Source organism: Pleomorphochaeta sp. (assembly GCF_050031695.1).
Lineage (GTDB): Bacteria > Spirochaetota > Spirochaetia > Sphaerochaetales > Sphaerochaetaceae > Pleomorphochaeta.
In genome coordinates this window covers 1-14,045 of record NZ_JBNAIC010000046.1, presented here as the reverse complement: position 1 = coordinate 14,045, position 14,045 = coordinate 1, and the positions used below count along the sequence as shown (strand labels likewise).

Here is a 14,045-nt window from a genome sequence, read left to right as displayed (position 1 = left end):
AGTATTTGAAAAATATAGAAATACTATATTGACACAATTTGTTCAAAAAATTAATACTTATTTATTATAGGAGTGATTCATATGCAAAGTGATATTATTTCAGAGATTATTGAAGTTGAAGAAACTGCTACAAAAGTAGTTGAATCAGCGCGTCAAGAATCTAGTAAGATGATTAATGAAGCTCAAATTAAGGCAAATACAGCCTTAAAAAAAGCTGTCAAAGACAGAAGAGCCGCTAATAATTTGAAAATTGAAGAATTACGAGATGAAAATAAAAAGAAAATAAAAGCATATGAAGAGAAAGTAAAATCTTCTGTATCAATTAATTATGAAAAAATCGATGTTGTTTCTGAAAAAATAGCAACTAAAATATGTAATTCATCGGTGTTTGATAAATGAAAAGAGCAGTAGATACTTATGGTTTTATAAACGCAAAGCTTAGAGCAAAGATTGGAAATATAAGAAATACTCAATTACAAGACGACTTATTAAAAGCCGGAAGTTTAGTTGAGGCTATAGGTATTTTAAAAGAACATGGATATGAAAATGCTGCTGAGGTCTATGATAAAACAGGAGATTTACAGTTAGTCGAACTTTCTTTATTAAATGATGAAATAAAAGATTTAATTAATGTTCAAAAATATTTGAATGGATATCCAAAAGAATTAATTATTTGCTTATTAACAAGGATAGAAGCAGAAAATGTAAAAAATTCAATTAGGTTGTGGTACTCTTCAGCTATTCATAAAAGACCTATTTCTTATCGTAGTGCTTATATAATAAAAACTAAAATAGTAAATGATATTAATTATACATCAATAATAAACGCTATTACTTTTGATAATATAATTGATGCTGTTAATAATACTTTTTATGAAAAAGTACTAAGTGATTTTACTTTAGAAGATATTCAGCAAAATGGTCTATTTTGGTTAGAATCTGCTATAGATTTAAAGATAGTTGATTTAATATATGAAGCTACATCTAAATTAAAAAATGATGATTACAATATAGCAATGAAATTATTTAAAATGGAAATCGATCTAAAAAACATAATAATGTTAATTAGATATGGTTGGTTTCATAAGCTAGAAAGTGAAGAATTGAATAAAATTCTATATCCGTATTCAAGTGTATTTAAAGATCCAATTACAAAATCTTATATTAATTCAAATCCTAAAAATAGGAATGTTGAAAGTTTATTTAAAGGTAAATATGGTGAATTATCTAATTTAGTTAATAATACTGTAACTGATAAGAATAATAGAAAAATTAATCAAATAAGAGATTTAGAAAAATATTTATATAAAAAAAAGGGAAAACTTTTTGAAAACTGTTTAGGAGGAAAGCCTTTTACTATTGGAACAGCTTTAGCTTATTATTATTTAAGAGAACAACAATATACTATTATATGTGGTATTCTAGGTAGTAAATATTATGATGCTGATGTACAAGATATTAAAGGATTAATGTGATGAGTTTATTTACAGAAAATATGCGCTTATTAACAGCCGTTGTTATAGAAAATAAAAGTGATGAAGTTATAAAAGCTTTATTAAAAATTGGGGCTTTGGACTTTGTTCAAATAACTAATTTGCCTCCAGAACAATTGGCTAAATTAAGTAAAAAAAGGCCTAATTCTGATAGATTAGCAATTGAAGATACAAGACGTCGTATCGACAATTTGCTCAGACAAAGTGGAAGACCTATCCCTAATTCTTCACTGTTAAAAGTTGAAGATATGGAATTCTTAGATATAAAAAATTATAGAAAAACATTAGATGAATTTAGTGCTTCAATTTCAGAGATAAAAGAACAACAGAAAAGAGCTAATCAAGATTTTGAAGTTCTAAATGAAATGAAACATTATCTCGATATTGGTAAAAGAGAATTTATAGAAATACGTGTTGGTAATGTTTCGTCAAAAATAGAAAGGGTTAAAAAAAATTTAAGTGAATTTGGAGTTGTAATTTTAGAAAAAGATGAATATATAACAACATTAAGTTTAAAAAGAGATTCCGCAAATATCACTCAGATATTAGATATGTATAGTTGGGTTGAATGTGATGATAAGCAAATTCAACAAAATCTTTCTTTATCTGTTGTAGAAAAACTAAATGATGAAATCGATGTTATTGCCGAAGATAAAGAAAAATTAAAACTAAAAATTCAAGATAAAATTCAAGATAAAGAACCAACTTTAGTTAAAATTTGGTGTAATTTAAGATTGCATGAATTATCAGATCAAATCAGATCATATTTTAAATATACAAAAAATACTACATTATTTTCAGGGTGGGTTCCTGAAAAGGCTGCTTCAGATGTTGAAGAAGCTATTTTTAGTGCTTCAGATGGTCAATGTATTATAGATCAAAGTGATGCTAATGAAGTTGAAGTTAAAAATATACCAGTAGAAGTAAAAACCCCTAAGTTTTTCAAACCTTTTGAAAAAATGGTAACTAATTATGGGATTCCAGAGTATGGAACTATTAATCCTACATGGTTTGTAGCAATTGCCTATTTATCAATGTTTATGTTGATGTTTGCTGATTTAGGACAAGGCTTTATATTATTAATAATTGGTATTCTAACAACTAATTCTTATAAAAAGAATCCTATGAAAAAAGAAGGTTTAATAAATAGGGGTGTTTCAAAACTATTAATATATCTAGGAATAGCATCAATGATTGGTGGACTTTTATTTGGATCAACTTTTGGTTTTAGTATTTTCCCACCACTTTGGTTCAATTATCACTCCGTTGTAAATGGTGAAGCCGCATTAGGTACGAGTGTTCAAAATGTATATGATATTTTAGGTATCTCAATAAAATATGGAATAGTAATTGTCTTTACTGGATTAATAATAAATTGGATTAATTTAATTATAAAGAAAAAATATATAGATTTATTATTTAATAGAACTGGTATTACAGGTGCTATTATGTATTCAGTTGGTATTTATATTGGGTATGCATATATAAAGAGTGGTTATAAAACATTCCCATCTGATAATTGGATTTTTATCTTACTAATTATTGGTGCAATTTGTTTATTAATTAAAGAGCCATTAGAATATTTAAAGCACAAGAGAGAAGGTAAAACTGTTGAAAGTTTTAATTCTATGATAGCAAGTTCATTAATGATGTGGCCAATTGAATTATTAGAAACATTTACAGGATATATGTCAAACACTTTATCTTTTTTACGGGTAGCAGGTCTTGGAATTGCGCACGTTAGTTTAATGGGTGCGTTTGAAACCTTGGCAGAGGGCCCTGGAATGACTTCAGTTTTTGGTATTTTAATTTTAATATTTGGAAACGTCTTAGTAATAGCATTAGAAGGACTATCTGCAGGGATACAAGCTTTAAGGCTTAATTATTATGAATTCTTTACGAAATTTTTTACTGGAAAAGGTATTGCTTATTCTCCAGTTAGTTTGCGCTCAAAAGAGCGATAGATATATTTATATAGGAGGGTCTTTATATGACCAAAATTGCCTTTGAAAGAAAGGTTAAACTTTCAGTAATTGCAACTTTATTTATGATGTTTGCATCTGCATTTGTATTCACTCCAAGCATTTTTGCATCAGGTACTGTAAGTAGTGCTAATCCTCAAACAGGTATGATTTGTCTTGCAGCTGCTATAGCTTTTGCAATGGGTGCATTAGCTGCTGGTATAGCAATTGGTAACGTTGGAGCTGCTGCTATGGGCGCAATTAGTGAAAAGCCTGAATTAGCTTCTCAAGCATTAATTTTTATTGCTTTAGCAGAAGGTTTAGTTGTTTTTGGATTCATCATTGCTTTGATGATCTTAGGTAAAGCATAATATGCGATACTTTGTTATAGGTGATGAAGATACTGTATTAGGGTTTTCCTTAGTTGGTGTATCTGGAATCCAAGCAACAAATGCATCTCAAGCGAAAAAGGCTTGGGATAAAGCTTTAAGTGACAAAGAAAATGGAATAATTATCATAACCGAGCCAGTGGCTAATATGATTAGAACAACAGTTGATAAATACTTATTTTCTGAAATGTTTCCATTAGTAGTTGTTATATCCGGCCCTGATGGTCAAAAAGGAAAAGACCTTAGGGTGTTGGTTAATGAAGCTATTGGAGTTAGCCTATAAATATGGAGATTAGTTTTGGATACTGATAATAAATTACTAAAGGGGATTGGTTTAGAAGCTGAGGGCAAAGCAAAGAAGATAATAGCTGATGCTGAAAAAAGAGTTGAATCAATCTATTTGCAAAATGAGCATAAAATAGAAAAAGAATTATCTAAAGAAGATAAGGATTTTGAAAATCGTGTTCAAATTGAAAATTTAAAAGTAAAATCTGCAAAAAAAGCTACAGAGAGAAAAGCTGAACTATCTATTTTAGAAAAAAAGTATAATTATCTTTTTTCTTCAATTAAAAAGAAAATTTATTCAAATATTGAGGGAAAAGATGGACAACCTTTATTAGAAAAATGGATACTAGAAGCTGTTCTAGGTTTAGGTTTGTCAGAAGCTAAAATAGCTTTTTCATCTAACTGTCCAGTTGATGATAAAATGTTAGCTAATGTAGTTGAAACAGCAAAAAATGATTATAATTTAGACTTACATTTGCAACTTGATTCTAGAAGATTAATAGATTCTGGTATTGTTGCGACCTCTTTAGATGGAAAAGTATCTTTTAATAATCAAGTAGAAATAAGAATGAGAAGATTTGATCGAGAGATTAAAAAAGCTGTTCAGGAGGGCTTATGTCCGTAAGAATTATAGGACATGTTAAAAGAGTAAATGGCCCAGTAATTACAGTATGTGATATCACTGATGCACAAATGCTCGAACTTGTTAGAATTGGGGAACAACAATTAGTAGGTGAAGTTGTCAAATTGTTTGATGATGAAGCTGTAATTCAAGTATATGAAGATGCAACAGGAATCAAACCTGGTGATAATGTATATGGTTCAAATATGCCTTTATGTGTTGAACTTGGGCCTGGGATAATTGGTTCAATTTATGATGGCATACAAAGACCATTAGAAAAATTAGAAGAAGCTAGTGGTACATTTATTGCTAGAGGTTTAACTTTTGATGGTATAGATCACAAAAAATTATGGACGTTCAAGCCTTGTGTAAAAGTTGGAGACAAAATATCAAAAGGTATGATACTTGGAGAAGTACAAGAAAGTGAAACTATTGTACATAAAGTTCTTGTTGACCCAACTATAAATTCTGCTACTGTAGTTAAAGTTGTTGAAGAAGGTAAATATACTGTTGAAGATACTTTAGTTGTAGTCTCTCAAGATAGTGGTTTAGAAAAGAAGTTATGTATGCTTCAAAAATGGCCAATTAGAAACCCAAGACCTGTCAAAAATCGTTTGCCTTTTAATGCTCCTCTGATTACCGGATTAAGAGTTATAGACACACTTTTTCCAATAGCTAAAGGTGGAACTGTTGCTATTCCTGGTGGTTTTGGAACCGGTAAAACAATGACACAACATGCTATTGCTCAATGGTGTGATGCAGATATAATTGTTTATATAGGATGTGGAGAAAGAGGAAATGAAATGACAGATGTTCTTAGAGAATTTCCTCAATTAATTGATCCAAAAACTAACAAAAGTTTAATGGAAAGAACTATATTAATTGCTAATACGTCAAATATGCCAGTATCTGCTAGAGAAGCTTCAATTTATACAGGTATTACTATTGCAGAGTACTATAGAGATATGGGATATGATGTTGCAATTATGGCAGATAGTACATCAAGATGGGCCGAAGCTCTTAGAGAATTATCAGGCAGAATGGAAGAAATGCCTGCAGAAGAAGGCTTTCCTGCATATTTAGCTACAAGAATTGCTGAGTTCTATGAGAGAGCTGGTTTAATGGAAACTTTATGTGAAAAAGAAGGTTCTGTATCAGTAATCGGAGCTGTATCTCCACCAGGTGGTGATTTCTCTGAGCCAGTTACAATGCATACAAAGAGATTTGTAAGATGTTTCTGGGGCTTAGATAGAGCTTTAGCTTCTTCTAGACACTATCCTGCAATTAGTTGGACTCAAAGTTATAGTGAATATTTAGACGATGTTAGGCCATGGTGGAATGAGAAAAGCGAAGATACTTGGCAAAAAAATAGAAAAGAAATCATGGAATTATTACAAAAAGAAGAAAGACTACAACAAATAGTAAAACTTGTTGGAGCTGACGCTCTTCCTGATTCTCAAAATTTTATTCTAGAAGTATGTAATTTGTTTAAAAATGCTTTTTTACAACAAAATGCTTTTGATAAAATAGATAGATATTGTACCGTTGATAAACAAATTAGAATGTTGTCTTGTATATTAAGATATTGGAATGTTGGTCTTGAAGCTATTAATAAAGGAGTTCCTTTAGTAAAACTTAGAAGACTAAAAACAGTTCAAGAAATTTCTAAAATTAAATTTTCAATAAGTAATGATGAAGTCAATGAAATCGATAAGTTAGAATTGAGATTAGAGAGAAGTATCGAAAAGCTTGGAGGTATTTATGAAGACTAATGATGATAAGTTAGATCAAAGGTTATTAGCTGGACGTGAATACCGAGGTGCTAGTAAAATTGATGGTCCTTTAGTATATATGAAAAATACTCATCCAATTGGATATGGGGAACTTGTTGAAGTTGTAGCTCCTGATGGTAGTCGAAGAAGTGGTCAAGTTTTAGATACAAGTGATGATGTTGTATGTGTTCAAGTTTTTGAAGGCACAACAGGATTAACACTTCCTGGTACTGGTATGCACTTTTTAGGTGAACCCCTTACGCTTTCGGTTAGTGATTCAATGTTAGGTAGAGTTATGAATGGATTGGGAAAATCAAGAGATGGCTCTCCAATTGCACAAGGCGAAGAAGATAGAGATGTAAATGGATCTCCTATTAATCCAACAGCTAGAATATATCCAAGAGATTTTATTCAAACAGGTATATCTGTAATTGATGGGATGACAACCCTAATTCAAGGTCAAAAATTGCCTATATTTAGTGGTAATGGTATGGCCCATAACCAACTTGCAGCTCAAATAGCAAAACAAGCTAAAGTTCGTGGCGGGGATAGTGATTTTGCTATTGTATTTGCTGCTATGGGTGTTAAATATGATGTTGCGAGATTTTTTATTGATTCTTTTGAAAAAAGTGGTGTAATTGATAATGTTGCTTTATTCTTATCTCTTGCAGATGATCCTTCAATTGAAAGAACAATTACTCCTAGAACAGCTTTGACTTTAGCTGAGTATTTAGCTTTTGATTTAGAAAAACAAGTATTAGTTATAATGACAGATATGACAAACTATTGTGAATCACTTAGGGAGATTTCTACTCTTAGAGGAGAAATTCCTTCAAGAAAGGGATACCCTGGATATTTATATTCTAATTTAGCTGAATTATATGAAAGATCAGGTAAAATAAGGGGAAGTAAAGGGTCAATTACACAGTTACCTATATTATCAATGCCAAATGATGATATTTCTCACCCGATTCCTGACTTAACAGGATATATAACGGAAGGGCAAATAGTATTTGATAGATCTCTTCATTCAAGAGATTTATATCCACCAATTAATCCATTACCATCACTTTCAAGACTTATGAAAGATGGGATTGGTGAGAATATGACACGTGAAGATCATCCTCATTTATCTAATCAGTTATTTGCTTCGTATTCTCACGTTCAAGATGTTAGAAACTTAGCATCAGTTATTGGTGAAGAAGAACTTACATCTATAGATAAACAATATTTAAAATTTGGTCAATTTTTTGAAAATAACTTTATTGCACAAGATTTTGATGAAGATAGAAGTATAGAAGAAACACTTAATATTGCATGGAAAGCCTTAAGCTATTTACCAGCGGAAGAATTACAAAGATTAAGTGAAGATGAGATATATGAATATTGGCAGGAGAATGAAGACGAATGAGTACAAATTTAGCTCCTACTAGATCAAATTTGATGAAATTAGAAGATAATTTAAAGTTTGCTACATTAGGTTATGAGCTATTAGATCAAAAAAGACAAATATTAATTTCTGAACTACTCGCTTTAGTTGATCAAGCTATTGATTATCAAAGCAGAGTAGATAAAGCTTTAGATGATGCTAGAGAAACACTTAGTAAAGCTATTATAGAAATGGGGAGATTAAAAGTAGGTAATTTATGTGGCTCTACTAATATTGATTATGATATTAGAGTATCTCAGAGAAAAGTTATGGGTGTCGCTGTTCCAGTTGTTGAAACACATTTTAATGACAAAGGACCATATTTTTCACAAGAGAGTTCTAATATTATTGCTGAACTGAGCATTCAACAATTTAGTGAAACCCTTGAATTAATGGGGCGTCTTGCTGAATTAAAAGTTTCAATTATGCGATTAAGTCGTGAAGTAAAGAAGACTATAAGAAAAGTAAATGCACTTGAAAAAATTTCTATTCCTGAAACACAAGCTACAATAAAATATATGAAAAGCCGAATTGAAGAAAGTGAGAGAGAAAGCTTTATTTTATTGAAAAATGTTAAAGATAGATTAGAAAAACAAAAAGAAGAAAAGAAAAAAAGAAAATAAATAAGTATTTATTCTGTTATAAATGAGGAGGAATCTATGGCAGTACCTTTTAAACATATTTTAGCTTATATTGATGGTAGTGAAGAATCTATGTCAGCTATGATGTATTCAATTCTATTAGCAAAACAAAATAAAGCAAAATTAGATGTTATGTATGTTGTAAACACAAGGGCCTTATCAGATCTTGTAAAAGCTGGTATTTTTCTTGATTTAGAGAGAACAGAATATCAACAAGATTTACAAAACGATGCTCAAAGATATCTTAAGCATGCAACAAAATTAGCGAATATGAAAGAAGTTGATATAGACTGTATTGTTGAAGAAGGTTCTGCTCATAAGATTGTAAGAGAGTATATAAGAAAAAATGATGTGGATCTTATTTTAGTCGGTGGAATAAGCGGAATTAGATCTAGAAGAGATGAGCTAAATAGTGAAGCTGATAGGATATTAAGAACTGCATCTTGTCCTGTTTTGGTTATACGAGATGATGAAGATATTTGGCAAGAATTTGAATAATTGTTAATTATTTATTATATTTGTAATGTTGTGTTAATATTTTGATAATTTTATTTGAATTGTTATATAAAAAGCAATATTATAATAATATAAATAAATAGAGATATATAGAAATTTTATAGATAGGATTATATTATGAATTTAACTGACGTATTAGAAGAGAATTTAATTAAAATTCCATTAGAAAGTACAACTAAAGATGAAGTATTAGAAGAATTAGTTGATGTACTTGCTGATGGGAAAAATTTAAGTATTACAGAAAGAAATTTAGTGTTAGAAGCTGTTATAAATAGAGAAGCATTAGGTTCTACAGGTATAGGAAAAGGAATTTGTATTCCTCATGCACAAAGCGAAGCTATAGATAACATTTGTGTTGTAGTTGGAGTATCGAATAATGCAATTGATTTTGATTCTCCTGATAATTTAAAATCTAAGATATTTTTCTTAGTTGTAGCTTCTACTGATGCAGCATCTTCTCATGTAGAAGTTTTAGCTGCTATAGCTCGTTCATGTTCTTCAGGGGTTTTTAGAAGAATGTTAGAGCAGTGTAAAGATGCTAGTGAAGTTGTTCAATTATTCTCAGAATAATTATTTAGGAGTGATTTGTGAAATATGTAATTAAGGAAGGGGTTTGCTTTGTTAAAGTAAAGGGAATTTTATATGACCAAGAGATGGAAAATATAGTAAAAGTACCTAAAGATAAAAAAATAACCTCATTTGAAGTTCCTGAAGAAATTGTATCTATTGAAAAATCAGCATTTAAGAAAAATAAAAATTTAAAAGAAATTTCTTTTTCAAAAAATATGAAACAAATAGGTAGTAAAGCCTTTAAAAAATGTAATAAATTAAAAAATATCATTATTCCTAAAGAAGTATTAAAGATTGGGAAAAGTGGTTTTGAAAAATGTGCAAAATTAAAAAGGGTAGAGTTTGAAGGAGAAAAACTTGAATTAGGCAAAGCTGTTTTTTCTGGCTGTCGTAATTTAAAAGAAATAAAACTTCCAAGTGAACTTGAAAAAATACCTGCTTATTTCTTAAGTGAATGTTCTTCATTAGAACAAATTGATTTACCCTACAGTGTTAAAACAATTTGTGATTCAGCGTTTGTTACTTGTTCAAGCTTAAAATCAATTAAGCTACCTATGAACTTAGTAAAAATTGGTGATTTATCATTTGAAGATTGTTCTAAACTATCTAGTATTGAATTTAATGATAAAATAAAAGATTTAGGAAATAGAGCCTTTAAGGAATGTACTTCTTTAGAAGAAGTTGTAATACCTGATACTGTAGAGAAAATAGGTATTGGAGCTTTTGAAGATTGTAAACATATGAAATCGATAGTTGTACCTAAAAACTTAACATTGATTGATGAGTTAGTTTTTCATGGTTGTCACGATTTAGAAAGTTTTGACTTTCCAGAAACATTAAAAACAATTAATAGTTTTTCTTTTTCAAGTTGTAGAAGTCTGAAAGAAGTTAATTTTAACAAAACTTTAAAGAAAATTGATAGTTGTGCATTTATTGGATGTGTATCTATAAAAAAAATCGTAATTGATGAAGAGCTAGAAGAGCTAGGAAATAGTTGTTTCCAATATTGTAGTTCATTAAAAGAAATTACTGTAAAATCAAAAGATGTTAAATTTGGGTCTTTGGTTTTTGATAGCTGTGATGAAATTAAGAAAATTAATCTTTATAAAGATTCAACAGCTGAACAATATTTTATAAACAAAGGTTTTGAAGATAAAATTAATTATTTATAAAAAAATGTAGATAAATTATTCATTTCTTTTTTAATATATTTCGTTTTTATTAATGAAATATAATTAAAATAAGAAGTGATTTTTTTTTATACTATTGACTTGATTTCTTTCTTCATATAGATAATTAGCAGGTGTTTTATGAATAATTATGTTAAAGGTGTTTTAGTAACTAGTTTTGCTTCTATTTTATTTGGATTAAATCCATTATTTGTTAATTATCTTCAAGGAAGTGATATAAATCTTTATTGGACTCTTATTATTCGCTTTGGTGGAAGTTTTTTGATTTTTTTAATTACCGTAAAAAAGAGAAAATTAAATACCAAGCTGAATTTAGAAATCTTAGATCAATTTAAAATTTTTATGTGTGCTGTTTTTTTCTTATTGACATCAGTTTTTTTAGTATATTCATATTCTAGAATACCTTCAGGATTAACAACTGTATTGCATTTTATCTATCCAATAATAATTACAATCTTTAGTGTAAAAGCTAAACGTAATTCTTTTAATTTAGCACTAGCTATTTCAATTATTTTTTCTATTTTTGGTGTTTATTTAGTAACAAATCCATCTTCAATGGTTTTTGATTTTCGAGGTATTTCTTCTGCTTTCTTATCTGCTTTGACAATAAGTATTTATTTATTTATCTTGAACGATAAAAAGATTAAAAAAATAGATAATAATATTTTTGTTTATTATGTGAATTTTTATGCAATTATTTTACTATTAATTTCTTCATTTTTTATGAAAAATCACTTTTTAAAGATACAAGATATAAATTTTGGATTAACTTCAATTTTAGGCATTGTAGGCTATATTTTTGCATCAGCTTATGGCGGCTCGTTATTTTCTTATGGGTCAAGAATAGTTGGAGGTCCCATAGCTGGTACACTTGGAGCTTTTGAGCCATTAACTGCAGTATTCGTTGGATTATTGTTTTTAGGTGAACATGGTTCTAAATTATATTTTTTTGGTGTCTTATGTATATTAGCATCAACTGTTATTACTTCAATATTTGGTTCGAAAAAACGAAATTAATGCAACAAATAATCTCCTGCACTATATAATAATTTACTTCTAAAAAAAATAGGTGTATTCTTATTGTATAAACATAGGAGATTATATGGATATTACTTTTTATGGTGCTGCGAAACATGTAACAGGAAGTTGTACTTACATTAAATGTGGTGATGTAACATTATTAATCGATTGTGGTTTACCACAAGGTCGTGATGAAAAAGAAATGGGGAAAGATTTCTTTTTTAATCCTGCTGAAGTTGATTATGTATTATTAACTCATGCTCATATAGATCATAGTGGAAGGATTCCACAATTGGTAAAAGAAGGGTTCAAAGGTGAAATTTGGGCTACTTCAGCTACAAAGCGCTTATGTGAAATTATGTTAAGTGATAGTGGGCATATACAAGAAATGGAAGCCGAATGGAAAAGTCGAAAGAGTATAAGAGCAGGTAAAAAAGGTGTAGAGCCTTTATATACCGTACAAGATGCTTTAGATAGTTTAGACTTTTTTCATTCAAGTGACTATGATAAACGTATTAAGTTAACCGATCATATTAGTTGTAGATTTATAGATGCAGGACATTTATTAGGTTCAGCGTCTATAGAACTATGGTTAGAAGAAAATGGTAAAAAAAGAAAATTAGTATTTAGTGGTGATATTGGAAACTTTGACCAACCAATAATCGAAGATCCTCATTATATTGAAGAAGCTGATATAGTTATTATGGAATCAACTTATGGTGATAGATTGCATAAAAAGCCAGAAGGGGCTGTAGGAAATAATGTACCAACAATTGTTAGAGCTAGAGAATTAGCCAAAATTGTGAGAGAAGCTTTTGATAAAGGTGGTAATGTTATAGTACCAGCATTTTCTGTTGGAAGAACACAAGAAATCCTATATTTGTTTAGATATATAATAGAGAATGATTTATTAAGCGAATATCCAAAATTGCCTGTATTTGTTGATTCTCCTTTATCAGTTAAAGCGACACAAATATTTGCATCATCAATTCAAGGTTATTATGATGATGAGGCTATGAAACTAGTTGAGCAAGGGATTAATCCTATTTTATTTTCTTCATTAACCACAATTGTAGATGTGGAACAATCAAAAGCTCTAAACGCAAGAAAGGAGCCTTGCGTAATTATATCAAGTAGTGGAATGTGTGAAGCTGGTAGAATTAAACATCATTTAAAACATAATTTGTGGAGAGAAGAATGCATTGTCTTATTTAGTGGATATCAAGCAATAGGAACTTTAGGTCGTTCAATTTTAGATGGTGCTAGACATGTTACAATATTTGGGGAACAAATTGATGTAAAATGTAAAGTTAAATCGCTTCAAGGAATATCAGGTCATGCTGATCAAGAAGGACTACTTCAATGGATAAGTAACTTTAAACAAAAGCCAAAACAAATTTTTATAAATCATGGTGAAAGTGAAGTTGCCACTTATTTTGCTTCTATTGTTACTAATAAATTAAAAATAAAAGCATTTGCCCCTGAATCATTAGAATCATTCTCATTGTTAGATACATCAGTTTTACCTATGCAAAAAGAATCCAGGCTTCCAAGTTCAGTTCAAATGCAGTTGCATGAGGCTGTTTCAGAACTTGTTAAAGAAAGAGGTTCTCTTGAAAGCGTAGTTTCTAGAATGGTTTTAGCAAGTAAAAAAGAAGAGCTCAGTGAAAAAGATGCTGTTCGTTTAGCAAATGCTATTGAGAGGTTAAGAAGTGATATAGAATACTTATCTATCAAATGGTGTGGTGATTGTGATTAAAATTGATATCTGCATTGAAAAATGCAGATATTTTTTTATATTTTAATTCTTTAACATATATAGATTTATATATATAATTTAAAATTAAATATATTTTTTTAAAAAAAAGTGTTTACAAAAAATTAATCTCGTGATATATTCTCGATTGTGTTCAGCGAAAAGAGCTAAGCGTTGAAAGTTACATTATTAAATAATTGGATTTTCAAAGTTTGGTATCTATGTCGAACATTTTTTTATGATTAAGTTAAATTAATTATAATTGTTATTTGAAATTACGAGCGTAAGGGAAGAGAAAATAGGAAGCTAATTATGGCAATGAAAATTGCAGTGTAGAGGGCTTTCTGTCAATTCAAAATAGAACAAGATGAAATAAGCTAATGTTCGTTAAAAGCGAGTGA

The 14,045-nt window shown here is 29.4% G+C and carries 14 protein-coding genes; all 14 read left to right on the top strand.

Annotated elements, in window-relative coordinates:
• Window positions 1–81: 81 nt before the first annotated feature.
• The 14 genes from ACPKM0_RS08250 to ACPKM0_RS08185 all read left to right on the top strand — a co-directional run bounded on the left by ACPKM0_RS08250 (window position 82) and on the right by ACPKM0_RS08185 (window position 13,647).
• Entirely contained in the window at window positions 82–399 is a 318-nt protein-coding gene (locus ACPKM0_RS08250) for a hypothetical protein (RefSeq protein ID WP_472475039.1), read from the top strand.
• Complete coding sequence (locus ACPKM0_RS08245; RefSeq protein WP_472475037.1) at window positions 396–1,475, top strand: V-type ATPase subunit; 1,080 nt, start codon at window positions 396–398, stop codon at window positions 1,473–1,475. Before ACPKM0_RS08250 ends, ACPKM0_RS08245 begins: the two co-directional genes overlap by 4 nt.
• A complete protein-coding gene (locus ACPKM0_RS08240; protein WP_472475034.1) occupies window positions 1,475–3,457 on the top strand; it encodes a V-type ATP synthase subunit I in 1,983 nt (660 codons plus the stop codon). Before ACPKM0_RS08245 ends, ACPKM0_RS08240 begins: the two co-directional genes overlap by 1 nt.
• 26 nt (window positions 3,458–3,483) lie before the next feature.
• A complete protein-coding gene (locus ACPKM0_RS08235; protein WP_472475032.1) occupies window positions 3,484–3,825 on the top strand; it encodes an ATP synthase subunit C in 342 nt (113 codons plus the stop codon).
• A gap of 1 nt (window position 3,826) precedes the next feature.
• The gene (locus ACPKM0_RS08230; RefSeq protein ID WP_472475030.1) at window positions 3,827–4,126 is read left to right on the top strand and encodes a V-type ATP synthase subunit F; all 300 of its coding nucleotides are present in this window, start codon (window positions 3,827–3,829) and stop codon (window positions 4,124–4,126) included.
• A gap of 15 nt (window positions 4,127–4,141) precedes the next feature.
• Window positions 4,142–4,753 (top strand): V-type ATP synthase subunit E family protein, encoded by a 612-nt coding sequence (locus ACPKM0_RS08225; protein ID WP_472475029.1) that lies wholly within the window; start codon window positions 4,142–4,144, stop codon window positions 4,751–4,753.
• A complete protein-coding gene (locus tag ACPKM0_RS08220) occupies window positions 4,744–6,522 on the top strand; it encodes a V-type ATP synthase subunit A (protein ID WP_472475027.1) in 1,779 nt (592 codons plus the stop codon). The genes ACPKM0_RS08225 and ACPKM0_RS08220 overlap by 10 nt, the downstream gene beginning before the upstream one ends.
• Window positions 6,512–7,933: a V-type ATP synthase subunit B gene (locus ACPKM0_RS08215; RefSeq protein WP_472475026.1), complete on the top strand. Its 1,422-nt coding sequence runs from the start codon at window positions 6,512–6,514 to the stop codon at window positions 7,931–7,933. The genes ACPKM0_RS08220 and ACPKM0_RS08215 overlap by 11 nt, the downstream gene beginning before the upstream one ends.
• A complete protein-coding gene (locus ACPKM0_RS08210) occupies window positions 7,930–8,574 on the top strand; it encodes a V-type ATP synthase subunit D (RefSeq protein ID WP_472475024.1) in 645 nt (214 codons plus the stop codon). Before ACPKM0_RS08215 ends, ACPKM0_RS08210 begins: the two co-directional genes overlap by 4 nt.
• A 36-nt stretch (window positions 8,575–8,610) precedes the next feature.
• Window positions 8,611–9,090, top strand: coding sequence for a universal stress protein (locus ACPKM0_RS08205; protein ID WP_472475022.1), 480 nt, complete (start codon window positions 8,611–8,613; stop codon window positions 9,088–9,090).
• Window positions 9,091–9,225: 135 nt separating this feature from the next.
• Entirely contained in the window at window positions 9,226–9,678 is a 453-nt protein-coding gene (locus ACPKM0_RS08200) for a PTS sugar transporter subunit IIA (RefSeq protein ID WP_472475020.1), read from the top strand.
• Window positions 9,679–9,695: 17 nt separating this feature from the next.
• The gene (locus ACPKM0_RS08195; RefSeq protein WP_472475018.1) at window positions 9,696–10,850 is read left to right on the top strand and encodes a leucine-rich repeat domain-containing protein; all 1,155 of its coding nucleotides are present in this window, start codon (window positions 9,696–9,698) and stop codon (window positions 10,848–10,850) included.
• Between the two features lie 138 nt (window positions 10,851–10,988).
• Window positions 10,989–11,885, top strand: coding sequence for a DMT family transporter (locus ACPKM0_RS08190; RefSeq protein WP_472475016.1), 897 nt, complete (start codon window positions 10,989–10,991; stop codon window positions 11,883–11,885).
• Window positions 11,886–11,970: 85 nt separating this feature from the next.
• The gene (locus ACPKM0_RS08185) at window positions 11,971–13,647 is read left to right on the top strand and encodes an MBL fold metallo-hydrolase RNA specificity domain-containing protein (protein ID WP_472475015.1); all 1,677 of its coding nucleotides are present in this window, start codon (window positions 11,971–11,973) and stop codon (window positions 13,645–13,647) included.
• Window positions 13,648–14,045 lie beyond the last annotated feature (398 nt).

Bases quoted from the DNA above. Each gene is read 5' to 3' on its own strand.
- ACPKM0_RS08205 (WP_472475022.1), top strand. From the start codon at position 8,611: ATGGCAGTACCTTTTAAACATATTTTAGCTTATATTGATGGTAGTGAA.
- ACPKM0_RS08240 (WP_472475034.1), top strand. From the start codon at position 1,475: ATGAGTTTATTTACAGAAAATATGCGCTTATTAACAGCCGTTGTTATA.
- ACPKM0_RS08215 (WP_472475026.1), top strand. From the start codon at position 6,512: ATGAAGACTAATGATGATAAGTTAGATCAAAGGTTATTAGCTGGACGT.
- ACPKM0_RS08185 (WP_472475015.1), top strand. From the start codon at position 11,971: ATGGATATTACTTTTTATGGTGCTGCGAAACATGTAACAGGAAGTTGT.
- ACPKM0_RS08235 (WP_472475032.1), top strand. From the start codon at position 3,484: ATGACCAAAATTGCCTTTGAAAGAAAGGTTAAACTTTCAGTAATTGCA.
- ACPKM0_RS08190 (WP_472475016.1), top strand. From the start codon at position 10,989: ATGAATAATTATGTTAAAGGTGTTTTAGTAACTAGTTTTGCTTCTATT.
- ACPKM0_RS08200 (WP_472475020.1), top strand. From the start codon at position 9,226: ATGAATTTAACTGACGTATTAGAAGAGAATTTAATTAAAATTCCATTA.
- ACPKM0_RS08210 (WP_472475024.1), top strand. From the start codon at position 7,930: ATGAGTACAAATTTAGCTCCTACTAGATCAAATTTGATGAAATTAGAA.
- ACPKM0_RS08220 (WP_472475027.1), top strand. From the start codon at position 4,744: ATGTCCGTAAGAATTATAGGACATGTTAAAAGAGTAAATGGCCCAGTA.
- ACPKM0_RS08250 (WP_472475039.1), top strand. From the start codon at position 82: ATGCAAAGTGATATTATTTCAGAGATTATTGAAGTTGAAGAAACTGCT.
- ACPKM0_RS08230 (WP_472475030.1), top strand. From the start codon at position 3,827: ATGCGATACTTTGTTATAGGTGATGAAGATACTGTATTAGGGTTTTCC.
- ACPKM0_RS08245 (WP_472475037.1), top strand. From the start codon at position 396: ATGAAAAGAGCAGTAGATACTTATGGTTTTATAAACGCAAAGCTTAGA.